The following is a 21,407-nucleotide window of genomic DNA, read 5'->3' as shown; positions in this document are numbered from 1 at the left end:
TGCCGATCGGGTCCCCGATCTGTCAAAATCACTGTCGGGTCCAGACAATTCGCACCGACCGCTATGCCTGCCCATATTTGTTGAGAACCGCCGCGATCTCTTCTTCGTTTGCGAAGTCTCCGCGGTCGGCGGCCTCGATCCCCGCCTGAACACCGGCGATCCACTTTTCCTGCCACGCCAGAGAACGGCCATGGGACAGCGCGTCCTCAATGATCTGATCGCGAGTCACGGTTGAGCGCGAGGCCAACATGTCGATCCGGCGGTTCAAATCCTCGGATATTTCTATGCTGTTCTTCATGAGTTCAGTTTGCCATATCCGGCGAATGCCTGCCAAGAAGTTTCGCTGTTGAAGGCTGTTTGTTCCCCGTTCGATCCGGGTGCCCGCCAGCCTATCGAGACCGACGCGAAAAGCGGCGCTTGCGCTCGCTTACCGCCACGATTACCACAAATCAGCTTTCCGTTTTGGGGACCGAGCGATGAAGGACGTGCTGAAGGAACTCGAGCGCCGCCGCGCCATGGCGCGCATGGGCGGCGGCAAGGCCCGTATCGACGCTCAGCACAACAAGGGCAAACTCACCGCGCGCGAACGCGTCGACGTCTTTCTCGACGAAGGCTCGTTCGAGGAGTTCGACATGTATGTCGAGCATCGCTCGACCGATTTCGGCATGGAGAAGACCAAGATCGCCGGCGACGGCGTCGTCACCGGTTGGGGCACCGTCAATGGCCGGCCGGTCTATGTCTTTGCCAAGGACTTTACCGTGTTCGGCGGCTCGCTGTCCGAGGCCCACGCCGAAAAGGTGGTCAAGGTGCAGGAGATGGCGCTGCGCAACCGCGCGCCGATTATCGGCCTCTACGACGCCGGCGGCGCCCGCATCCAGGAAGGCGTGGCAGCACTTGGCGGCTATGCCGAGATCTTCCAGCGCAATGTGCTCGCCTCCGGCGTCATCCCGCAGATTTCAGTGATCATGGGCCCTTGCGCCGGCGGCGACGTCTATTCGCCGGCGATGACCGACTTCATCTTCATGGTGCGCGGCACCTCCTACATGTTCGTCACCGGGCCGGACGTGGTGAAGACCGTCACCAACGAGACGGTAACCGCCGAGAGCCTCGGCGGCGCCTTGGTCCACACGACGAAGTCGTCGATCGCCGATGGCGCTTACGACAATGACGTCGAGGCGCTGCTGCAGATGCGCCGGCTGGTCGATCTGCTGCCTGCCTCCAACACGGCTGAAATCCCCGAGATCGAATGTTATCAGTCGGTCACCGATCATGATCTGTCGCTCGACCGACTGATCCCCGACAATGCCAACAAACCTTACGACATCAAGGAGTTGATCCTTAAAGTTGCCGATGAGGGTGACTTCTTCGAGATCCAGCAGGATTTTGCAAAAAACATCGTCACCGGCTTCGGGCGCGTCGAAGGGCGCACGGTCGGCTTCGTCGCCAACCAGCCGATGGTGCTGGCCGGCGTGCTCGATTCGGATGCCAGCCGCAAAGCGGCGCGGTTCGTACGCTTCTGCGACTGTTTTTCGATTCCGATCGTCACCTTCGTCGACGTTCCAGGGTTCCTGCCCGGCACCGCGCAGGAATATGGCGGGCTGATCAAGCACGGCGCCAAGCTGTTGTTCGCCTATGCCGAAGCGACCGTCCCGAAGATCACCGTGATCACCCGAAAAGCCTATGGCGGCGCTTATGACGTGATGGCGTCGAAGCATCTGCGCGGCGACATGAACTATGCCTGGCCGACGGCGCAGATCGCAGTGATGGGCGCCAGGGGCGCGGTCGAGATCATCTATCGCAAGGACATCGGCGATGCTGAGAAGATCGCAGCACATACAAAGGCTTACGAGGATCGCTTCCTGTCGCCCTTCGTCGCCGCCGAGCGCGGCTATGTCGACGAGGTGATCATGCCGCATTCGACCCGCCGCCGCGTTGCGCGTGCGCTGCGCATGCTGCGCAACAAGGACATGCAAAACCCCTGGAAGAAGCACGACAACATTCCGTTGTGAAGCGCTGATGTCGCGAAAGCGACCACAGCAAAAGCTCACTCCGCTTCCGCCGCGCCGAACCCTGCGCCCATCGTCGCGCGGACGGCGCCCGACCACGGCGTGGCATGATTGTCGATGCGCATCTGGAAGATAAAATAGGTCGGCGAGCAGAAGCCGACACCTTTCACCTTGCCGATACCAGGCGTGTCGGGCGGCAGCGATTGGCACATGTAATCTTCGCGGCAGAAATGATCGGCCGAGCAAGCCGGCCGGTTCCCGCGATTGACGGCGCCGCCCAGGCACTGGTCGAAATTATTGGTCGCCACGCAGATGTCGAATTTTTTGCCGCCGACCAGCCCGCAGATCTCGTTCGGCATCGGCTTGCCCGGCTTGAAGCCGGCGAAGGCACGGTCCTTGTCATTGCATCCGCGATAGGCGATGCCGGCCGGCACACCGATCTTCGGCGGCCGGCAGGTGTAGGCGGTGCGCGAAATGTCGGTGGCGAAGGCCGCGAACTGGCCGGTAATGCTGTAGCGGTCATTGAAAGGCTGCGTGCCGTTGCTGGCGATCGAGCCGGTCAGGCATGGATGGCCGGAGAACATCTTTTCGCTGTCCTTGGGCAGCAGGCATTGCGCCAGTTTCGTCCGCACCCCCGATGCCGTCGCCAGCGCCGTGCAGACGGTGCCGCCGCCGCATTGCCAGGTCGCGCCGAAGCGGGCCGCATCCTCCGGTATCAAACACGGCATCGCCATCTCGGCCGGTGCATAAGCGACCTCGTCGGCGTCTTTCCATGCGGCCGGCGGCGCGAAGGACAGCGGGCGGAGGCGGTTCGGCTCCTTGCCGTCGGCGGTCGCACGCAGCCAGGCTTCGCGCCGCGGCATCTCGGCATGAAGATGCGGCGAGATGCCGACCTCGATGCGGTTAAGCGGCGATGTCGTCTTGTCGTCGAGGCCGATGAAATGGAAACCGGCGGTCGAACCAGCCTGATGACAACCCTGGCAGGCGCCATTGTCGAGCCGCTCGACCAGCGCTTCCGGTGTGCGCAGCAGCTTCAGCGCGGAATAGTCCAGCCCGGAAAAATCCGCGGGCTGGAACAGCGGCGTGAACGGGTGATTGGCCTGCCTTGCGCTGCCGAAAGTCGACCATGAGACGACTTTCTTCGCCAGGAATTCATTGGGGATTTCGTAGACGCCGAGATCGACCGCCGCGAGATTGGCGCTGAGATAGTCGGCGAGTTTTGCTTTCAGCGCGGCGTCTTCCGAGAGCAGCGCCACATCCGGCGTGTTTTCCAGCGGCTTTTCGCTGACCGTCTCTCCATCGATGCCAAAAATCCGCAGGAGGTAGGCAGCCTGCCCGCCAAATTCGGTCTCCTGGCCGGAGGGAAAGCGCACCATTTGTGCGTTGAGCTCGAGCTGCTTGAAGCTCAGCCCGGCCCTTTCAAGCGGCCCGCCGATGAGCCAGCCGATATCGACGGTCTCATCGAGCTGCGGCGTCCAGCGTCCGGCAACGCCGACGCAGCCGCCATCGGCGTCCGGCGCGACGCTATAGATGGCATTGAAATTGAACGGCAAGCGCGAGGCCAGAACCTTGCCGTTTTTCTTGAAGCTGTAGGCAAGACGGTAGATGAAACGGACCTCGCCGCAGCCCCCGTCGCCTCGTATTTCGGCGAAATCACGCCGATCGAGCCGGTTGACGACACCGACCAGCCGAAAGCGCGCGGCGTCGGTCTTCAGCCAGCGCATGTCGATGATGCGGCCGACATTGCCGTCGGTGACTTCGTAGAGCGACCGCCCGCCAGCCTTCATCTCGGCGCGCAGCGCGGCGACATCGCCGGCAATCGTTTCGACGATCTGATGATAGGCCGGCGCCTTGTCATAGAGCGTCTTCAGGTCGCCCTTGCCGTCGACATCGAAAATGCCGGCGAAATCAAAACCCCTGGCGTCGAGAGCGGCGAGCACGGCCGGATCGTCGACGATCATCACCGGACCTTCGGCGCGCGCCAGGCTGGCCAAGAATAAATTGGCGAAAATCACAGCGATCAAGGCGAGCCGACGGTTCATTCAGCGGTCATCCCGTTGCGATTTTCGGCAAGCTCGCGCAGCACCGGCACCAGCGCCAGCGGCAGATCTTCAGCGATCAGCCCAGGTCCGAAACGGCTGCCGGCCTCAGCATGGACCCAGACCGCCGCGCAGGCGGCTTCGAAAGCCGGCATGCCTTGCGCCAGGAGGCCGGCGATGATGCCCGACAGCACGTCGCCCGAACCGGCGGTGGCCAGCCATGGCGCGCCGTTGCCGTTGATCGCCGCCCTGCCATCGGGCGCCGCGATCACCGTGTCCGCGCCCTTGTAGACGACGATGGCGCCGGCGCGCGCGGCGGCAGAGCGCGCCTTGGCCAGCTTGGACAGGTTCCTGGCTCCGGCGATGTCCGCAAACAGCCTGGCGAATTCGCCCTCATGCGGCGTCAGCACCAGCGCCGGTGCGTTCGGGCGACGGGCGGCTTCGAACAGAACGTTCGGCGTATCGCGAAACGAGCTGATACCATCGGCATCGAGCACCAGCCCGTCGACCCTGCCGTCTTGCCGCTCTCCGGCGGCCAGCACGCCGAGGGCAAAATCGCGTGTTTTTTTGCCGACGCCAAATCCGGGTCCGAGGACGAACGCCGATGGCCGGCGGCCGTCGATGAATTCCTGCACGTCCGCGATGCTGTCGGCCTTTTGCAGCATGATCGAAGTCAGATGCGCGCCATTCACCTGCACGGCATTCGCCGGCGACAGCACGGTCACCGCCCCTGCCCCGCTTCTGGCCGCGGCAAGCGCCGATAGCCGTGCGGCACCCGTCGCCGATGGCCCGCCGGAAAAGACGCCGACATGGCCGCGCCTGTATTTGTGCGCGTCGACGGCTGGGACCGGGAAATTTTCGAGCCAAATCGGCGGGATGTTCTCGAAGGTGAGCGGTTCAAGCTGCGCAACGATATCGTCGCTAATGCCGATGTCGGCAAGCACCAGTTCGCCGCACATCTCGCGCCCAGGCAACAGCAGATGGCCGGGCTTTTTTCGCGCGAATGTTACCGTGAATTGGGCGCGGAATGCCTGGCCGAGAATCTGGCCGCTGTCGCCTGACACGCCTGAGGGCAGATCGACCGCGACGACAGGCAGGTTCAGTTCTGTCGCAACCTCGACCGCCCTGGCGGCATCACCGGACAGCGGCTTGGACAGCCCTGCCCCATAAAGCGCATCGACCAGGATCGAACCTTTATCGGCAGCAAATTCCGACAGCGGCCGGGGTCTTACCGGGCATTCCGACGCGGCGAGCGCCGCGTCGCTGCCGGCTTTGGGCGAGCCGGATGCCCACAGCAAGACGTCGACGGCGCTGTCCCCAAGAATGCGGGCGACGACATAGCCATCGCCGCCATTGTTGCCAGGCCCGCACAGCACGTGGACACGCCTGGCAGCCGGAAAATGGGCGAGCACCACGGCAGCGACTGCGCCACCCGCATTGCGCATCAGGCCAATGCCGTCGAATGGTCCGGCCGAGATCGTCCGCCGGTCGGCCTCAGCCATTTCGGCCGGAGACAGAATTTCATTGCTCATGGATGCCGATCCGCATTGGCTCAAGCCCGATCCCTGTGGTCAAACCCGATCCTTGTGGTCAAACCCCGATCCCTGTAGTCAAACATTGTCCAGTTTTCGGTTCGAAGCAAACGGCGATGAAATGGCACGATCTGTAAGCACATCGTTAGGGACAATGGCGTCCTCGAAGCACAATTGCCCGCAAAATGCTCTATCTGCCCAATTATTGTGCGGACGGTAGCGCCGACAATGTGTAGGTTCCCAGTATCCATGACGCAGCCAATGCAGCGAATGACGCGAATCTAGCCCTCAACGCGGCGTGGCATCGAAATCGCGTGATACCGCTTCGAATCCCCTCAAATTGGCACAGTTCGTGCTTGAAAGAGGCGCAAGCGGGGCTCACAACCCGTCTTTTTTGACAGTGGAGGCCACTTTTTACATGAAAAAGATCGAAGCGATCATCAAGCCGTTCAAGCTAGACGAAGTGAAGGAAGCGCTTCAGGAGGCCGGGCTGCAAGGCATCACCGTAACGGAGGCCAAGGGTTTTGGCCGGCAGAAGGGCCATACCGAACTCTATCGCGGCGCTGAATATGTCGTGGATTTTCTGCCCAAGGTGAAGATCGAGGTCGTGCTCGGCGACGACGCGGTCGAAGGCGCGATCGAAGCCATTCGCAAGGCGGCCCAGACCGGCCGCATCGGCGACGGCAAGATCTTCGTCTCCAACATCGAGGAAGTCGTGCGCATCCGCACCGGCGAAACAGGGATGGACGCGGTCTGAGGATTCTGATTTCAGATCATCTCCTCGAAAAAAACGTCATCAGACAGGGAAACATGACATGACGACAGCCAAAGACATCATGAAGCAGATCAAGGACAACGACGTGAAATTCGTTGACCTGCGCTTCACCGATCCGAAGGGCAAGCTGCAGCACGTGACGATGGATGTCGTTGAGGTCGAGGAAGACATGTTTGCCGACGGTGTCATGTTCGACGGGTCCTCCATCGCCGGCTGGAAGGCGATCAACGAGTCCGACATGGTGCTGATGCCCGACACCGAGACGGTGCATATGGACCCATTCTTCGCGCAGTCGACCATGGTCATCCTGTGCGATATCCTCGATCCGATCTCCGGAGAATCCTACAACCGCGACCCGCGCGGCACAGCCAAGAAGGCTGAAGCCTATATGAAGGCGGAAGGCATCGGCGATCAGATCTTCGTCGGCCCGGAAGCCGAGTTCTTCGTGTTCGACGACGTCAAGTACAAGGCTGATCCGTACAACACCGGCTTCAAGCTCGACTCCACCGAATTGCCGTCCAACGACGACACCGACTACGAGACCGGCAATCTCGGCCACCGCCCGCGCATCAAGGGCGGCTATTTCCCGGTGCCGCCGATCGACTCGGCGCAGGACATGCGCTCCGAAATGCTGACCGTGCTCGCCGAAATGGGCGTGCGTGTCGAAAAGCACCACCACGAAGTCGCCGCTGCCCAACACGAGCTCGGCATCAAGTTCGACACGCTGGTCCGCAACGCCGACAAGATGCTGATCTACAAATATGTCGTGCACCAGGTCGCCAACGCCTACGGCAAGACGGCCACCTTCATGCCGAAGCCGGTCTTCGGCGACAACGGCTCGGGCATGCACGTCCACCAGTCGATCTGGAAGGGCGGCAAGCCGACCTTCGCAGGCAATGAATATGCCGGCCTCTCGGAGAGCTGCCTGTTCTACATCGGCGGCATCATCAAGCATGCCAAGGCCATCAACGCCTTCACCAACCCGCTGACCAACTCCTACAAGCGCCTGGTGCCGGGCTATGAAGCGCCGGTGCTGCTCGCCTATTCGGCCCGCAACCGCTCTGCCTCCTGCCGCATCCCATTCGGCTCGTCGCCGAAGTCCAAGCGTGTCGAGGTCCGCTTCCCCGATCCGGGCGCCAACCCCTACCTCGCCTTTGCCGCCATGCTGATGGCCGGGCTCGACGGCATCAAGAACAAGATCCATCCGGGACAGCCGATGGACAAGGATCTCTACGACCTGCCGCCTAAGGAACTGAAGAAAATCCCGACCGTCTGTGGTTCGCTGCGCGAAGCGCTGCAGAGCCTCGACAAGGACCGCGGCTTCCTGAAGGCCGGCGGCGTCTTCGACGACGACCAGATCGACAGCTACATCGAGCTCAAGATGGCCGAAGTGATGCGCTTCGAAATGACCCCGCATCCGGTCGAGTATGACATGTATTACTCGGTCTGATTGGACGAGGGATCAAGAAAAACCCCGGCGGAGACGCCGGGGTTTCTCTTTGATCAAGGAGCTGATGTCGTCATCTCCAAGCGTCACATGCGTCATGACACTGGATAGCGCCGGGTGCCTGGCATTGTCCCAAAGCATCCCTCGCGAAAAATATGAGAGCATCGCGCGCGATGTTATAGCAAGGAATTCGCTCGGAACAGTTAGTCACCGCCATGCTATTCCCACGCCGAAGAATCATATCGATGCTCCGCGAGCTTGGGCCGAAACTGCCGGCAGGCGAATGCAAAAAATTGGCGGAGAGACTCGATCACGGCAATGTGGACACGGCCATTGCCGCAACGTGGGAACTCGCCGTTCTTTGGGCCACTGTGACGACCTTAAATGCCACTCCCCATCCAATTCGTGCCAAACGTCAAAAGCAGCCGGACGGCGAGGTGGACCTGGGACTCGATCGGCCCATTATGTTCGATGTCAAATCGCTGTCCGGCGTTGCGTTCTCTTTCAAGAAACGCTTGGACAAGACCACACAGAAGATCGAGGATTTGGCCCGGACGATTGCACCGGCGCTAAGCGGTACCGTTAATGTGCGCTACTTCGAATGGAGCACGAAAGAATTTATCCCACGTCAGCCAGCAACGACAGACGATCCGACCACGAGCGTATCTTTCCGAAAAAAGCTCACAAGCTTTCTCCTCGACAGTTCCGTCGAAAAGCTGACGATCCAAGTTCCAGAAGTAATCAGCGCACAATTCGAGAAACGTAACTGGAACCGCCCCTATTTTGATTGGACTTGCTCTATTCCGGCTATCCTTCAAACGATCGAAAACAATCAGAGCGTCGATTTGATAAAGCGTGGCGGTAAGCAACTGAACCCATATCAAACGTCGCATTACATAGGGATGATTTTGTGTGACGGTGGAAATTCGATGTTCTCTGAACCCCGCCGATATAGAGGACTTGAACCGTCTGCGGCCGACATGTTTCACTACGTTGTAGAGGAATCCGGCGTAGACTTTGTGTTTGCGCTCGGCTGTAAAGATGTGCCTGCGCCGAACTCGGCAGGTTTGATAGCTCTCACAGCCAACGCAAACCACGTCCCCGCCACGTCGGTTGAACCTTTTATTCGCGCGGGTCTCCCCTTTGATGTCGAGACTGCAATCGTCACCGGCTTTGCGCGGGCGTTGGACCAGATACCGCCGACGTTCCGAAAACCCCATTCGGTGCGATCGATAATGGAGCAGGACCGGCGATGGCAGAAGACATGGACGCCTCGACTAAACATAAAATGGTTTTCACATAACGGAGTCACGGGGATGAAACTGCCTGCCCGCACGTTGGTCGAACTACTCACCGGGGACATCACTGAGACCGATCGAATCGCGTTACTCAGAGACGGAATGAGAGACGAACTTTCGACCGGGGGACGCTGCATTCGTGACGTGCGCTTGGAAAGCCAAGGTGACGAGTTCGATGACGACTATATCGTGATCGAATTCGGTGACGATCCGACGCAGCGTTCTTTCGAGGACATCGCCAAAGAAATTGCGAACAAGGGCTGATCGCCTAGAATCTTTGGGGCCCACTAAGTGGCCTGGCGCCTTGCGGGGCAGTGGACGACATAGCATCCCGGACCGAAGGGGATACCAGCATGACCAAGAACGAAATCTGGAGCCGAGTGCAAATCGAGCGCGATGTGCGTTGGTGCGGCCGCCTGTCGCCCCAGGAAGTCCACGAGCTGACACTGGAACTCAAACACTCACGTAACCCCGTGGTGAAGCTGTCTCAGCTCATTAGCGAGCGTGGCCGCGTCAGGCGCGAAGGACTTAGAAAAGACATCGCATATGACGCGAGAATCATCCGCAATCCGAACATTTGGGAACTTCCGCACTTCGGCCTCATCACTCAGCCTTGGGTGACAGAGCTGTTCGGCAAGCAGTTTGCCAAAATCTTTCCCGACGCGCCGCTCACAGTCCGGGACAAGTCGAATGGCGAGGCCGACACAACTTTCGCCAGCGCGGAAGAGTTGCTGCAAACCTGGCGTCTAGACTAAGACGGATCGCGTGCAGGCGAGAACATCCCGGTATGTGCCACGCTGCCACGGGCGATCGCAGGGCAATGCAATCATGCCGATAGGTGCGATCCTTCCTCGGCATCGCCGTCAACTGCCGACGCGCGAGACACCGCCGGAGCGATTCCGGCGGGGTTTTGTTTGGGATGGCGAACACTCAACTTAGCAGCTGGTGTTGTCGCCTGGCAGAACGCCGACGCGACGGAGAGCGGTCACGGCGCAGACGCAGGGCGTCTACGCCGTGGATTGCTCAGGCAGCGGCCTTCTTCTCAGCCGTGTCCACGGAGGCGATCGTCTTCAGGATCTGAGAAGCGATCTGGTAGGGGTCGCCCTGCGAGTTCGGGCGGCGATCCTCGAGATAGCCCTTGTAGCCGTTGTTGATGAACGAATGCGGCACGCGGATCGAGGCGCCGCGGTCGGCGATGCCATAGCTGAACCTGTTCCATGGCGCGGTCTCATGCTTGCCGGTCAGACGCTTGTCGTTGTCCGGGCCGTAGACGGCGATGTGATCCATCAGGTTCTTGTCGAAGGCTGCCATCAGCGCCTCGAAATAGTCCTTGCCGCCGACTTCGCGCATATAAGCGGTCGAGAAGTTGGCGTGCATGCCGGAACCATTCCAGTCGGTGTCGCCGAGCGGCTTGCAGTGGTATTCGATATCGATGCCGTATTTCTCGGTGAGGCGCTGCATCAGGTAGCGGGCCATCCACATCTGGTCGGCGGCCTTCTTGGAGCCCTTGCCGAAAATCTGGAATTCCCACTGGCCCTTGGCCACCTCGGCGTTGATGCCTTCATGGTTGATGCCGGCGGCAAGGCAGAGGTCGAGATGCTCCTCGACGATCTGCCTGGCGACGCTGCCGACGTTGCTGTAGCCGACGCCGGTGTAGTACGGGCCTTGCGGCGCGGGGTAGCCGCTCTCGGGGAAGCCGAGCGGGCGGCCATCCTTGTAGAAGAAATACTCCTGCTCGAAGCCGAACCAGGCGCCCTCGTCGTCGAGGATGGTGGCGCGCTTGTTGGATGCGTGCGGCGTCACGCCGTCCGGCATCATGACTTCGCACATGACGAGCACGCCATTGCTGCGCGCGGGGTCGGGATAGATGGCGACCGGCTTTAGCACGCAGTCGGACGAGTGGCCTTCGGCCTGCATGGTCGAGGAACCGTCGAAGCCCCACAGCGGAAGCTGGTCGAGCGTCGGGAATTCGGCATAGTCCTTGATCTGCGTCTTTCCGCGAAGGTTGGGAACCGGGGTGTATCCATCGAGCCAAATGTACTCGAGCTTGTATTTCGTCATTCTAGCCTCTCGTTGCTTTGATCACCGAACCTGGACGGCGCCGGCATGCCAGCCACCCTGCAGCCGACCTGCCGGATTATCAAAAAGCAATTCGTGTGCCATTTTCGCCGGCGAAGGATGCGACAAAACTGACGCCGCATCCCGACAAATCCGCTGCCGCGTAATCGCAATGCGTCCGGATCAATCACAAGCATGCTCTGCATAAATAACAGGCAGATACTGATCTTTTTATAATCATATTGCCTAACTGGATTGCAGAACTTATCTTGGGGAAAGATTGAATCGGCAAGGCTCTGCTCAAGAAGGGAGACCGACAATGGAAATCACTCCTACCCGTCAGTCGGCCAAAATCCTGATGTTCCCGGTGGCAACGCGCGCTTCTGCCTTAAATTTAAGCGGAAAGGCTAAGTTCGCGGCAGAACTTGCTTCATTGCGCAACCGTACGGATTTCGGAAGCGGCTGGTATCACGAAGCGGCCATCGAGGAAGAAAAACAGGACCGGAACAGCTAACCTTTCCTCCGCATCGCTTTTGACGAATTGCAAAGCCCGGCGCGATCGCTCGCGCCGGGCTTTTCATTTTGCCGTCAGGCAAGGATCAGGTCTTGGCGTGCAAGTCCGTTCCCAGCGTATCCCTGACAAAGATCGTACCGATGGCCAGCGACATCGCCGCGATCACCACCGGATACCAGAGGCCGTAATAGATATCGCCGCTGTAGGCGCTGAGCGCGAACACCGTCGCCGGCAGCAGGCCGCCGAACCAGCCATTGCCGATGTGATAGGGCAACGACATGCCGGTATAGCGGATGCGGGTCGGGAACATTTCTACCAGGATCGCGGCGATCGGTCCGTAGACCATGGTCACGTAAATGACCAGGATGAACAGGACGCCGATGACCTTTGCCCAGTTGACCTGTTCAGGGTCGGCAAACATCGCAAAGGCGCCTGCCGCCGGCACGCTGTAGACGGTGATCTCGGGCACCGCCGCGGCCTCATCGGCCGTCAGCAGCTTGTCCTTGACCGCCCGGTCGGCCGCAACCGTCGTCTTGTCGCCGGCGCGGATTGCGGCGGCGTCGAGCTTCAGTTCCGGATTGGCCGCGACGAAGGCGTCAAGCTTCTGGTCGGCGACCTTGGCCGCAGCACGCTTCAGCGGATAGCCGCCGTCCCGCAATGCGATGTTGATTGCCTTCTTGAACGCGGCGTCGCTTGAAGTGGCCTTGTCTGCGGCTGCCACGGCATCATAGGACGCCACCGTTGCGGTGCCGATCTTGACACTGGCCGCGGTCCCCGGTGCCGCTGTCGTGACAATGTCATAGGGCACCGAGCTCTTGGCAAGGAAGTCCGTCGCAATATCGCACGACGTCAGAGGCTTGCGCGTTCCGGTCGGATTGAACTGGAACTTGCAGTCGCCAGGCGCAGCGGTAATCGTGGCACGGGTGTTTTGCTGCGCGGTGGCGAGCGCCGGGTTGGCTGCCCAGGTCAGCGCCTTGAACAGCGGGAAGGTGGTGACGATCGCCAGCGCCAGGCCCGCCATGATGATCGGCTTGCGGCCGATCTTGTCGGAGAGCCAGCCGAACACGACGAAGAACATCGTGCCGAGCGCCAGCGCGATGGCGATCATGATGTTGACCGACTGGCCGTCGACCTTGAGCACGTTCTGCAGGAAAAACAGCGCGTAGAATTGGCCGTTGTACCAAACCACGGCCTGGCCGGCAGTAAGGCCGAAAAGCGCCAAAATGGCGATCTTGGCATTCTTCCACTGTCCGAAGGCTTCTGTAAGCGGCGCCTTGGAGCCCTTGCCCTCATCCTTCATGCGCTGGAAGGTCGGCGATTCAGCAAGCGACAGGCGAATCCAGACCGATATGCCGAGCAGAATGGCTGAGAGCAGGAATGGAACGCGCCAGCCCCAGGCCTCGAAATCCTCCTTGCTCAGCGAATTTTGCACGATAAGGATGACGACCAGCGACAGGAACAGGCCAAGTGTCGCCGTCGTCTGGATCCACGATGTGTAGAAGCCGCGGCGGTCGTCGGGCGCATGCTCGGCCACATAGGTCGCCGCACCGCCATATTCACCGCCGAGCGCCAGGCCCTGCAGCATGCGCAGCGCAATCAGGATAATGGGTGCTGCAATGCCCCAGCTTGCCGAACCAGGCAGCAGGCCGACCAGGAAAGTCGACAGGCCCATGATCATGATGGTGACGAGAAAGGTGTATTTGCGACCTACGAGATCACCGATGCGGCCAAACACCAGCGCGCCGAACGGGCGCACGAGGAAGCCAGCGGCGAAAACCAGCAGCGTAAAGATGTTGCGCGTCGCTTCCGGATACGAGTTGAAGAATGTCGAGCCGATCGCCGCCGCCAATGCGCCGTAGAGATAGAAATCGTACCATTCGAAAACCGTGCCGAGCGAGGAAGCGAAGATGACCTTCTTCTCTTCCCGCGTCATTCCGCGGCTTGCTCTGCCGGCGGTCGCTGCCATTGCCATGAATTCGTCCTCCCGTGACATCTCGCTGTGCTTGATGCTGCGCGGTGTCGCCTCTGGACACGAACTCGGGCAGCCATCGCCGCGAGAAGTGACAGAAAGCGCCGCCCAGAGGCAGCCCGTCTTTGGGATTATGACTTTGGTCCAATGCATCGGCCCGAACATCGGAATCGATGTTCGGAAAGCACGATGCATAGTGCGCCCGACTGGACGCGCGTCGCTCTGATGGGCAAGACGAAACGAATTGAGGGGGGGCGATTGCCGTCAGCCCTTGAGCGCCTCGAGGAGACCGACGGCGGCCATCATGTCGCGCTTGCGGTGGGCACGGCGGGCGACGGCTTCCGCGTCATGGCCCCAGTGCTCGGCCTGCCAGTCCTCGTCGACATGGCCGGCGGCCCAGGCTGCCTCGCCGTCGATCTCGCCGAAATCGACGGCCAGCGCCAGCAGTGCCGATCCCGTCAGCGACGTCATGACGTGGATGGCGGCAAGCCGGAGCGCGTCGGCACGCTGGGCAAGATGAACGCCGAGCACCGCGATGCTCTCGCGCGGCTGCTCGACATGGATCACCCCTTCGGCGAGTTGAAACCGGGCGCCGAGCGCGCTCCGCGCCCAATCGATGACGGGGTCCCAATATTCGTTCTGCCGATCGACGAGCCCTTGGGGGGCGTCGGCGCGATAGCAGAGCAGGTCGGACGAGGCAAAGCGCAGGATGTCTTCCAAAACCGCCTGCGGGTCGCTGGCGACGCCGTCGATGGCCGTGTTGACCAGACGCATGACCGGCATCGTCATCGGGTCGATCGTCTCGCCTTGCGCGGCGAACTCGCCGGCGACCAGAGCGGCGGCTTTTTCGGTCGGCAGGATCAGAAGCGCTTTGCCCGGCGTACGGACCGGCTTGCCATCGAGATGAACCGCAAAACCAGCTTCGGCCGGTGCGACCGAGACGGTTTTGTAGAAGCGTTTCGGCAGGTGCGTCTTCATCTGGATCTGGGCACGGCGCACCGGATCCGGATCGGAAAGCTGCTTTCCCGCTTCGAGGTCGTTGAGAATATCGCGCATGCCGGAGCCTTTCATCCGGGGATCTGTTTTCGGGCCGGCCGATTCACAATGATCAGACCGGCTGCGATGAGGCCGAGTGCCAGGAAAATACGGATGGTCAGAGGCTCGTTCAAGAAGATGGCGCCACACAGGACGCCGAACACCGGCGAAAGGAAGGTGAAGCTCGACAGGCCCGATGCCGGATAGCGCCGCAGCAACCAGAACCAGAGCACATAAGTGAAGGCGACGATGTAGACCGCCTGGAAAAGCAAGGCCAAGGTCGGCAAAGCGGCGAAGTCGCGGACGGGCGGCCCGGCGAAAGGCAGCACCAAGGCGCCGACCATCGCAGCGCCGGCCAGTTGGTAGAGCAGCAACTTCTCGGCGCTCGTTTCCGCCAGTTTCGTGCGCTTGATGACGATGTAGGTCAAGGCCCACAGAATGCCGGCGCCGAGACTGAGCAGATCACCAATCAGGGTCGCACCGTTATCGGCGCTCAACTGGTCGGAGAACACCGCGACCAATCCGGCGAAAGCGAGCAGAAGGCCGACGAGCCGGCGCGCGGTGATGCGTTCGTTGAGCAGGAAATGCCCGCCGACCAGCACCCAGAACGGCATGGTGTTGACCAGCAAGGTGTTGCGCGCGACGGTCGTCTGTTCGAGCCCGACATAGAGAAACAGGAACTCGAGACCAAAAAGCGCGCCTGCCAGAATGCCGGCGACAAGGGTTCCGTCGCGGGTAAAAAGCGCAATGCCGCGCCAGCGGCACCAGACGAGAACGCACAGCCCGCCGATGACCGACCGTGCGATCGACAGGAAAACGGGATCGTAGCCGGCATAGGAGATCTTGGCGGCGACGTAGTTCAGCCCCCAGGAAAAGGTCAGCCCGACCATGATGGCGGCGGCGGCCATGTCGACCCTGTCGCGACGGTCGAGCGTATCTGTGGCCATGCCCACTGGACCTAGTCCTCCGCGCTGGCGTCGTCGAAGCCGATCAGGTTCCAGCTCTGGCGCATATGCGGCGGCATCGGTGCGGTGACGTCGATGAAACCCTTGTCGGGATGCGGGATGACGATGCGGCGCGCGTGCAGATGCAAGCGGTTCTGCATGCCGCCGGGAAAATCCCAATTGGTATCGGCCTCGAAATATTTGGGATCGCCGATGATCGGGCAGCCGATGTGAGCGGCATGGACGCGAAGCTGGTGGGTGCGGCCGGTATAGGGTTCCATCTCCAGCCAGGACAGGGTCTGCGCCGCCTGCTCGACGATCCGGTAATAAGACACTGCGTGGTCGGCGCCCTTTTCGCCATGCTTGGCGACGCGCACCCGATCGCCGTCGGGCGTCGGTTCCTTGATCAGCCAGGTCGAGATCTTGTCCTCGCGCTTCGGCGGCACGCCCTTGACCAGGGCCCAGTAGGTCTTCTTGGTCTCACGCGCCCGGAACGCCTCGGCAAGCTTCATGGCGGCGAGCCTGGTGCGGGCGACGACCAGCACGCCAGACGTGTCGCGGTCGAGCCGGTGCACCAGACGCGGTTTCTCGCCCTTCTGGCTGCGCCAGGCTTCCAGCATGTCGTCGACATTGCGGGTGACACCTGAGCCACCCTGGACGGCGAGGCCGGCAGGCTTGTTGAAGACTAACACTTTCGGATCTTCATGGATCAGCATCTTGGCCAGAACGTCGGCGTCGCCCTGGTTGCGGATCGAGTGACCGGTGAGCGGGCTCTCGCCCTTCTTGTCCACTTCGAGCGGTGGGATGCGAACCGTCTGGCCCGGCTCGACCCGGGTATCGGCCTTAACCCTGCCGCCATCGACACGGATCTGGCCGGATCGCAGCAGCTTTTGGAGATGGCCGAAGCCAAGACCCGGAAAATGGGTCTTGAACCAGCGATCGAGCCGCATGCCCGCCTCGCCGGCCTCCACCGTGATCTGTTCTACGCCTGCCATTGTCTCGTTTTTACCCGTTTCTAGCGCATGACCTGAAATCGATCTTCGGAAAGGGTCATGCGCAAATCAAAAAGCTGCAGCGTCCTTGGCGCGCCCTGAGGGACACGCGGCGCTGCAAGCGGGGGCAATAGCATTAAGGCAGGCTTCTTGCGAGCCAAAGACCCAGAAACAGGGCAATGATCGCGCCAATGAGGCTGGCAAGGGCGTATCCGAACGCCGGCAGCGTCGCGCCGCGCTCCCACAGCGTCGCGAAATCGAGCGAAAAGGCGGAGAACGTGGTGAAGCCGCCGAGGATGCCGGTGGCGACGAACAGCCGAAGCTCGTTCGATCCGCCGTAGCGCCGCGCCAGGGTCGTGATGAACATGCCCATGGCAAAGGAGCCGACAATGTTGATCGCCATCGTGCCCCAGGGAAAACTCGGGCCGACAAGACGCAGCGCAACGAAATTGACGACGTGCCGGAGCCCGGCACCAATAGCGCCGCCCGCAGCAACGAGGAGGAGATTGATCATCGCCGTTTACTGCCCTTACAGGGTGGCTCGGTCAATCCCTGCCCCTGAGCGGGAAAGTAGCGCGAGCCTACTTTTTCCGCTCGCCGCGCAGCTTCGCCCAATAGTCGAGCCGCTTCCTGATATCACGCTCGAAACCGCGCTCGGGCGGATCATAGAATTTACGGCGGCCCATCTTTTCCGGAAAATAATCCTGTCCGGAAAAAGCGTCCGGCTCGTCGTGGTCGTAACGGTAGCCGGCGCCGTAATCTTCTTCCTTCATCAGCTTGGTCGGGGCGTTGAGGATGTGTTTGGGCGGCAGCAATGAGCCTAACTCCTTAGCCGCCTGTGTGGCGGCCTTGAAGGCGGTGTAGACGGCGTTGGATTTGGGCGCGCTGGCGAGATAGACCGTGGCCTCGGCGAAGGCGAGTTCGCCCTCTGGCGAGCCCAGATAGTCGTAGGCATCCTTGGCGGCATTGGCGACGACCAGCGCCTGCGGGTCTGCCAGCCCGATATCCTCCATCGCCATGCGCACCAGGCGGCGGCCGAGATAGAGCGGATCCTCGCCGGCATCGAACATGCGGGCGAGATAATAGAGGGCGGCGTCGGGGTCGGAGCCGCGCACCGATTTGTGCAGCGCCGAGATCAGATTGTAATGGCCGTCCTGGCCCTTGTCGTAGATCGGCGCGCGGCGCTGGACGATGCGCTGCAGGCCCTCGGCGCTGAACACCTCGCCTGACTTGGCGGCGCGCCAGACCTCTTCTGCCAGCGTCAGCGCCGCACGACCATCGCCATCGCTCATGCGGACGAGCATCGCCCTCGCCTCGTCGTCGAGCGGCAGCGCCCTGCCCTCGGTCTCCTCGGCACGCGCCAGCAGTTTTGCGATGCTGTCCTCACCGAGCGAATGAAAGACCAGCACACGCGCGCGAGACAGTAGCGCCGCATTCAGCTCGAAGGAGGGGTTTTCGGTGGTGGCGCCAACCAACACGACGGTGCCGTCTTCCATGACAGGCAGAAAACTGTCCTGCTGGGCGCGGTTGAAGCGATGGATCTCGTCGACGAAGAGCAGCGTCTGACGGCCGTTGGTGCGGCGCAGCTTCGCCGCCTCGAACACTCTCTTCAGGTCGGCGACTCCGGAAAACACCGCCGATATCTGTTGGAACGCAAGGCTGGTTTCGCCGGCAAGCAGCCGCGCGACCGTGGTCTTGCCCGTCCCGGGCGGCCCCCAGAAGATCATCGAGCCGAGCGAGCCGGAGCCGATCAGCCGCGTCAGCGCGCCGTCGGGTCCGGTCAGATGCTCCTGGCCGACGACCTCGCTGAGGTTCTGCGGGCGCAGCCGGTCGGCCAGCGGCCTGCCGGGCGGCGCCTTTTCCGGTTCATCGACACTGAACAGATCGGCCATGCACGTCTTTTCGTTGGAGCGCGATCTCGTCCGAAGGATCGACGCTCGGGCTCAGTAACGCAACACCTGGCGCAGTATCTGCCCGCCGCGCTCGACGGTAAAGCGCCACCAGCGCGTCTCCTGCATGGCTGCCTGCTCCAGGGTCGCGGCGGTATCGATGGTCAAGCCGTTGACTTCGCGAACGATGTCGCCCGGCTGGAAGCCGAAACCGGCTGCGGGCGAACCGCGATTGATGTCGATCACCGTAACACCCTTGACGTCCGTGCGAATGCCGAGCCGCTGGGCGAGCCGCGGCGACAGTTCCGCAACCTTGGCACCGGAGAACGGGCTGCGACCGCGCAGCGTCACTTCCGCGAGTTTCGCACCTTCCGGCGCACGCTCCAGCGCGATGTCCATCGCCGCTTGCTGGCCTTTGCTCAGAACGGCGAAGCTGGCATTGGTGCCGATCGACAGCGTCGCCATCCGGTAATCCAGCGCCTCGATGCTCTCGACCGGCGTGCCATTGAGCGACAGCACGACGTCACCGGCCTTGAGCCCCGCCTTGGCCGCCGGCCCGGCTTCGTCGATGGACGAAACCAGTGCCCCGGTCGGCGTCTCGAGACCGAGCGATTCGGCGATTTGCGGCGTCACGCGCTCGAATTCGGCGCCGATATACGGCCTCTCGAAGAAGTCGCGCCCGGCCTTGGCCGCATCGGCAAACGCGCGAACCATATTGGAGGGAATAGCAAAGCCGATGCCGATCGAGCCGCCGCTGCGGCTGTAGATCGCCGTGTTGATGCCGACCAGTTGGCCACCCATGTTGATCAGCGCACCGCCGGAATTGCCGGGATTGATCGCGGCGTCGGTCTGGATGAAGAAACTGGAATCGGAAACGCCGATGTGGCTGCGGGCAAGCGCCGAAACGATGCCGCTGGTGGTGGTCTGGCCGACACCGAAGGGGTTGCCGATGGCCAACAACAGGTCACCGACCTCGAGCGCGTCGGAATCGCCGATGGCGACGACCGGAAATGGCTTGTCGGCGGAGATCTTGAGCACGGCGAGGTCAAGCGTTTCGTCCTTGAGCAGCACCTTGCTGTCGAATTCACGCCCGTCCGCGGTGGCGACCTTGACCTGATCGGCGTCCTTGATGACGTGGAAATTGGTGACCACTATGCCTGTCGGGTCGACCAGCACGCCGGAGCCGAGCGAGGACTGCGCACGCGGCTGCGAACGGCCGAAGAACTCTTCGAAGAACGGATCGCCGTCGAAGGGCGACCTCAGCCTGGCCGTTTGCGAGGCATAGACATTGACCACGGCCGGCGCCGTCTGCTTGACCAGCGGCGCAAACGACAGTTGCATCTCCTCGCGGCCGAACGGCACGCGCTTGTCTGGACCGGAGGTGGCATTTTCGCCTTCGGCGCCGCGCAACATGTCGGTCAGCACGTCGGACAGACCGGGATCGGCCTTGGTGTCCTGAGCCAGCGCCTGCCTGGCGGCCGGCACGACTGCCGCCGCCATCAAGGCGCAGAGTAGAACAAGGGACAGCCGTTTTACACGCATTCCGAATCCTCCGGGGTCGGGCGCCATTGTCCCGACGATTGTGCAAAATGAAAGGCTAAGTCGATGTAATCGAATTATTTTTGGGTAGCAAAGCAGCTATAGGTCAGTTTGAAACCGGAAAGCCTCGTCGGCCCTCATGAAAAAACAACTCGTTTCATTCCGTGATTTTCTGAAGACCGGCACTTTGGGGCCGGTTTCCCCTTCTATGAGAATGACCGACGTTGCCAGCGCACTCGGCACACCTGAGCACGCCGATCCGGTCTATTGGACTTTCGGAAAGCTCGAAATCTCCTTTGATGACGAAGCGCCTCACCAGATGAACTGGTTGCAGATCGAAGGAGCCGGTTATCTCGAAGGCGACTTCGAAGTTCTCACCGATCACCTTGTGCTGTCACTGGATGGGTTGAGCGGGGGTACGCAGCCCTCGAAGTTCCTGGCTGCAGGCCTGTGGGCTTCAGAAGACGCCAAAGTGTTCTATGCCGCTGTGAGCGACGACATCCTGCTCAACATCTGCGCCGGCCAGATTCAGATACATTTCCGGGTGAATACCGACTTCATCGAGGATCAAAACGCACAAAGGTACTTGAACAATTTCGAGATGTCGCAATTGGTCAGCGATATCGATTCCCGAGCCACCCTCGACAGTATCTATTCCTATCCCTACCCGAAGGTCGAAGAGATACCGGGTGCTTTCAATTGGAAGCTGCTAAGCGGGCGCGACTACCTGACCATTCTTCGATAGGCGGCAAAGATCGGCAGACGAAAGGGGCCCACAGGCCCCTTTGAACTCTCTTAGAAAAACCGAAGCTTATGCGGCTGCGGCTTCCTCGTCGGTGCCTTCTGCCTCGATGCGGGCACGGTCGCCGGCGCCCTTGGCCGAGGTGTCGCGATCGACGAACTCGATGACCGCCATGGCGGCATTGTCGCCGTGGCGGAAGCCCGCTTTCATGATGCGCAGATAGCCGCCGTTGCGGGTGGCGTAGCGCGGCGCGATCGTGTCGAACAGGCGCTTGACGACGCCTTCATTGCCGATCTGGGCAATCACCTGGCGGCGGGCATGCAGGTCGCCGCGCTTGCCTAGCGTCACCAGCTTCTCGACGATCGGACGCAGATCCTTCGCCTTCGGCAAGGTGGTGAGGATCTGCTCATGCTCGATGAGCGACACGGCAAGATTGGCAAACATCGACTTGCGGTGGCTTATGCTGCGGGCGAACCGGCGGCCTTTAAATCCGTGGCGCATGGCTCTTCTCCTGGTGTTGTGGGCGGTTGGCCCGGCTGTTTCGTTTTGTGAATGGTCAATAGTGAATGGTGAATGGAAGCTCTCCGAAGTCGCCGACCGACGACCATTCACCATTTCACCATTCTCA

At 61.3% G+C, this 21,407-nt stretch carries 19 protein-coding genes; 7 read left to right on the top strand and 12 right to left on the bottom strand.

Annotated features, from left to right (window positions below; translation table 11 throughout):
- Positions 1 to 61: 61 nt before the first annotated feature.
- Positions 62 to 298, bottom strand: coding sequence for a transcriptional regulator (locus AC0L17_RS06610; protein ID WP_473515220.1), 237 nt, complete (start codon positions 296 to 298; stop codon positions 62 to 64).
- Between the two features lie 178 nt (positions 299 to 476).
- Between AC0L17_RS06610 and AC0L17_RS06605 the strand changes: the two genes are divergently transcribed.
- Positions 477 to 2,009 (top strand): acyl-CoA carboxylase subunit beta, encoded by a 1,533-nt coding sequence (locus AC0L17_RS06605; protein ID WP_473515219.1) that lies wholly within the window; start codon positions 477 to 479, stop codon positions 2,007 to 2,009.
- Positions 2,010 to 2,044: 35 nt separating this feature from the next.
- On the opposite strand, the gene AC0L17_RS06600 is transcribed toward AC0L17_RS06605, so the two are convergent.
- On the bottom strand, positions 2,045 to 4,048 hold the full coding sequence (locus tag AC0L17_RS06600) for a hypothetical protein (protein ID WP_473515218.1): 2,004 nt from the start codon (positions 4,046 to 4,048) through the stop codon (positions 2,045 to 2,047).
- Positions 4,045 to 5,577, bottom strand: coding sequence for an NAD(P)H-hydrate dehydratase (locus AC0L17_RS06595; protein ID WP_473515217.1), 1,533 nt, complete (start codon positions 5,575 to 5,577; stop codon positions 4,045 to 4,047). Before AC0L17_RS06595 ends, AC0L17_RS06600 begins: the two co-directional genes overlap by 4 nt.
- Before the next feature lie 418 nt (positions 5,578 to 5,995).
- Between AC0L17_RS06595 and AC0L17_RS06590 the strand changes: the two genes are divergently transcribed.
- The 4 genes from AC0L17_RS06590 (at position 5,996) to AC0L17_RS06575 (ending at position 9,852) form a co-directional block, all read left to right on the top strand.
- On the top strand, positions 5,996 to 6,334 hold the full coding sequence (locus AC0L17_RS06590; RefSeq protein ID WP_006205430.1) for a P-II family nitrogen regulator: 339 nt from the start codon (positions 5,996 to 5,998) through the stop codon (positions 6,332 to 6,334).
- Positions 6,335 to 6,392: 58 nt separating this feature from the next.
- On the top strand, positions 6,393 to 7,802 hold the full coding sequence (glnA, locus tag AC0L17_RS06585; protein WP_023799265.1) for a type I glutamate--ammonia ligase: 1,410 nt from the start codon (positions 6,393 to 6,395) through the stop codon (positions 7,800 to 7,802).
- A gap of 242 nt (positions 7,803 to 8,044) precedes the next feature.
- Positions 8,045 to 9,361, top strand: coding sequence for a hypothetical protein (locus AC0L17_RS06580; RefSeq protein WP_473515216.1), 1,317 nt, complete (start codon positions 8,045 to 8,047; stop codon positions 9,359 to 9,361).
- An 89-nt stretch (positions 9,362 to 9,450) separates the two neighbouring features.
- Complete coding sequence (locus AC0L17_RS06575) at positions 9,451 to 9,852, top strand: hypothetical protein (protein ID WP_473515215.1); 402 nt, start codon at positions 9,451 to 9,453, stop codon at positions 9,850 to 9,852.
- 268 nt (positions 9,853 to 10,120) lie between these two features.
- On the opposite strand, the gene AC0L17_RS06570 is transcribed toward AC0L17_RS06575, so the two are convergent.
- Positions 10,121 to 11,158 carry a glutamine synthetase beta-grasp domain-containing protein gene (locus AC0L17_RS06570; protein WP_473507625.1) on the bottom strand — a complete coding sequence of 346 codons (1,038 nt, stop codon included), beginning with the start codon at positions 11,156 to 11,158 and terminating at the stop codon, positions 10,121 to 10,123.
- Between the two features lie 316 nt (positions 11,159 to 11,474).
- Here AC0L17_RS06570 and AC0L17_RS06565 point away from each other — a divergent pair, with 316 nt between their 5' ends.
- Entirely contained in the window at positions 11,475 to 11,669 is a 195-nt protein-coding gene (locus AC0L17_RS06565) for a DUF2735 domain-containing protein (protein WP_473515214.1), read from the top strand.
- Positions 11,670 to 11,754: 85 nt separating this feature from the next.
- Here the strand turns inward: AC0L17_RS06565 and AC0L17_RS06560 are convergent, their stop codons facing one another.
- The 7 genes from AC0L17_RS06560 to AC0L17_RS06530 all read right to left on the bottom strand — a co-directional run bounded on the left by AC0L17_RS06560 (position 11,755) and on the right by AC0L17_RS06530 (position 20,040).
- Complete coding sequence (locus tag AC0L17_RS06560; protein WP_473515213.1) at positions 11,755 to 13,641, bottom strand: MFS transporter; 1,887 nt, start codon at positions 13,639 to 13,641, stop codon at positions 11,755 to 11,757.
- 261 nt (positions 13,642 to 13,902) lie between these two features.
- Complete coding sequence (locus AC0L17_RS06555; RefSeq protein WP_287067816.1) at positions 13,903 to 14,694, bottom strand: ATP12 family chaperone protein; 792 nt, start codon at positions 14,692 to 14,694, stop codon at positions 13,903 to 13,905.
- A gap of 11 nt (positions 14,695 to 14,705) precedes the next feature.
- Complete coding sequence (locus tag AC0L17_RS06550; protein ID WP_287067831.1) at positions 14,706 to 15,620, bottom strand: DMT family transporter; 915 nt, start codon at positions 15,618 to 15,620, stop codon at positions 14,706 to 14,708.
- An 11-nt stretch (positions 15,621 to 15,631) separates the two neighbouring features.
- Entirely contained in the window at positions 15,632 to 16,612 is a 981-nt protein-coding gene (locus AC0L17_RS06545; RefSeq protein ID WP_473515212.1) for an RluA family pseudouridine synthase, read from the bottom strand.
- A 133-nt stretch (positions 16,613 to 16,745) separates the two neighbouring features.
- Positions 16,746 to 17,123, bottom strand: a complete 378-nt coding sequence (crcB, locus tag AC0L17_RS06540) for a fluoride efflux transporter CrcB (protein ID WP_473515211.1) — start codon at positions 17,121 to 17,123, stop codon at positions 16,746 to 16,748.
- Between the two features lie 67 nt (positions 17,124 to 17,190).
- The gene (locus AC0L17_RS06535; protein ID WP_473515210.1) at positions 17,191 to 18,501 is read right to left on the bottom strand and encodes a replication-associated recombination protein A; all 1,311 of its coding nucleotides are present in this window, start codon (positions 18,499 to 18,501) and stop codon (positions 17,191 to 17,193) included.
- A 51-nt stretch (positions 18,502 to 18,552) separates the two neighbouring features.
- The gene (locus AC0L17_RS06530; protein WP_473494214.1) at positions 18,553 to 20,040 is read right to left on the bottom strand and encodes a DegQ family serine endoprotease; all 1,488 of its coding nucleotides are present in this window, start codon (positions 20,038 to 20,040) and stop codon (positions 18,553 to 18,555) included.
- Between the two features lie 136 nt (positions 20,041 to 20,176).
- On the opposite strand from AC0L17_RS06530, the gene AC0L17_RS06525 reads away from it, so the two are divergent.
- The gene (locus AC0L17_RS06525; protein ID WP_473515209.1) at positions 20,177 to 20,782 is read left to right on the top strand and encodes a hypothetical protein; all 606 of its coding nucleotides are present in this window, start codon (positions 20,177 to 20,179) and stop codon (positions 20,780 to 20,782) included.
- Positions 20,783 to 20,848: 66 nt separating this feature from the next.
- Here the strand turns inward: AC0L17_RS06525 and rplQ are convergent, their stop codons facing one another.
- Positions 20,849 to 21,280, bottom strand: coding sequence for a 50S ribosomal protein L17 (gene rplQ, locus AC0L17_RS06520; protein ID WP_023799277.1), 432 nt, complete (start codon positions 21,278 to 21,280; stop codon positions 20,849 to 20,851).
- Positions 21,281 to 21,407: the final 127 nt, after the last annotated feature.

The sequence above is a fragment of the Mesorhizobium sp. WSM4829 genome (assembly GCF_055811475.1).
This window is presented reverse-complemented; position numbering and strand designations above follow the sequence as displayed.

Excerpts from the sequence above, each read along its gene's own strand:
- AC0L17_RS06610 (WP_473515220.1), bottom strand. The coding sequence starts at position 298 with ATGAAGAACAGCATAGAAATATCCGAGGATTTGAACCGCCGGATCGAC.
- AC0L17_RS06605 (WP_473515219.1), top strand. The coding sequence starts at position 477 with ATGAAGGACGTGCTGAAGGAACTCGAGCGCCGCCGCGCCATGGCGCGC.
- AC0L17_RS06600 (WP_473515218.1), bottom strand. The coding sequence starts at position 4,048 with ATGAACCGTCGGCTCGCCTTGATCGCTGTGATTTTCGCCAATTTATTC.
- AC0L17_RS06595 (WP_473515217.1), bottom strand. The coding sequence starts at position 5,577 with ATGAGCAATGAAATTCTGTCTCCGGCCGAAATGGCTGAGGCCGACCGG.
- AC0L17_RS06590 (WP_006205430.1), top strand. The coding sequence starts at position 5,996 with ATGAAAAAGATCGAAGCGATCATCAAGCCGTTCAAGCTAGACGAAGTG.
- glnA (WP_023799265.1), top strand. The coding sequence starts at position 6,393 with ATGACGACAGCCAAAGACATCATGAAGCAGATCAAGGACAACGACGTG.
- AC0L17_RS06580 (WP_473515216.1), top strand. The coding sequence starts at position 8,045 with ATGCTCCGCGAGCTTGGGCCGAAACTGCCGGCAGGCGAATGCAAAAAA.
- AC0L17_RS06575 (WP_473515215.1), top strand. The coding sequence starts at position 9,451 with ATGACCAAGAACGAAATCTGGAGCCGAGTGCAAATCGAGCGCGATGTG.
- AC0L17_RS06570 (WP_473507625.1), bottom strand. The coding sequence starts at position 11,158 with ATGACGAAATACAAGCTCGAGTACATTTGGCTCGATGGATACACCCCG.
- AC0L17_RS06565 (WP_473515214.1), top strand. The coding sequence starts at position 11,475 with ATGGAAATCACTCCTACCCGTCAGTCGGCCAAAATCCTGATGTTCCCG.
- AC0L17_RS06560 (WP_473515213.1), bottom strand. The coding sequence starts at position 13,641 with ATGGCAATGGCAGCGACCGCCGGCAGAGCAAGCCGCGGAATGACGCGG.
- AC0L17_RS06555 (WP_287067816.1), bottom strand. The coding sequence starts at position 14,694 with ATGCGCGATATTCTCAACGACCTCGAAGCGGGAAAGCAGCTTTCCGAT.
- AC0L17_RS06550 (WP_287067831.1), bottom strand. The coding sequence starts at position 15,620 with ATGGCCACAGATACGCTCGACCGTCGCGACAGGGTCGACATGGCCGCC.
- AC0L17_RS06545 (WP_473515212.1), bottom strand. The coding sequence starts at position 16,612 with ATGGCAGGCGTAGAACAGATCACGGTGGAGGCCGGCGAGGCGGGCATG.
- crcB (WP_473515211.1), bottom strand. The coding sequence starts at position 17,123 with ATGATCAATCTCCTCCTCGTTGCTGCGGGCGGCGCTATTGGTGCCGGG.
- AC0L17_RS06535 (WP_473515210.1), bottom strand. The coding sequence starts at position 18,501 with ATGGCCGATCTGTTCAGTGTCGATGAACCGGAAAAGGCGCCGCCCGGC.
- AC0L17_RS06530 (WP_473494214.1), bottom strand. The coding sequence starts at position 20,040 with ATGCGTGTAAAACGGCTGTCCCTTGTTCTACTCTGCGCCTTGATGGCG.
- AC0L17_RS06525 (WP_473515209.1), top strand. The coding sequence starts at position 20,177 with ATGAAAAAACAACTCGTTTCATTCCGTGATTTTCTGAAGACCGGCACT.
- rplQ (WP_023799277.1), bottom strand. The coding sequence starts at position 21,280 with ATGCGCCACGGATTTAAAGGCCGCCGGTTCGCCCGCAGCATAAGCCAC.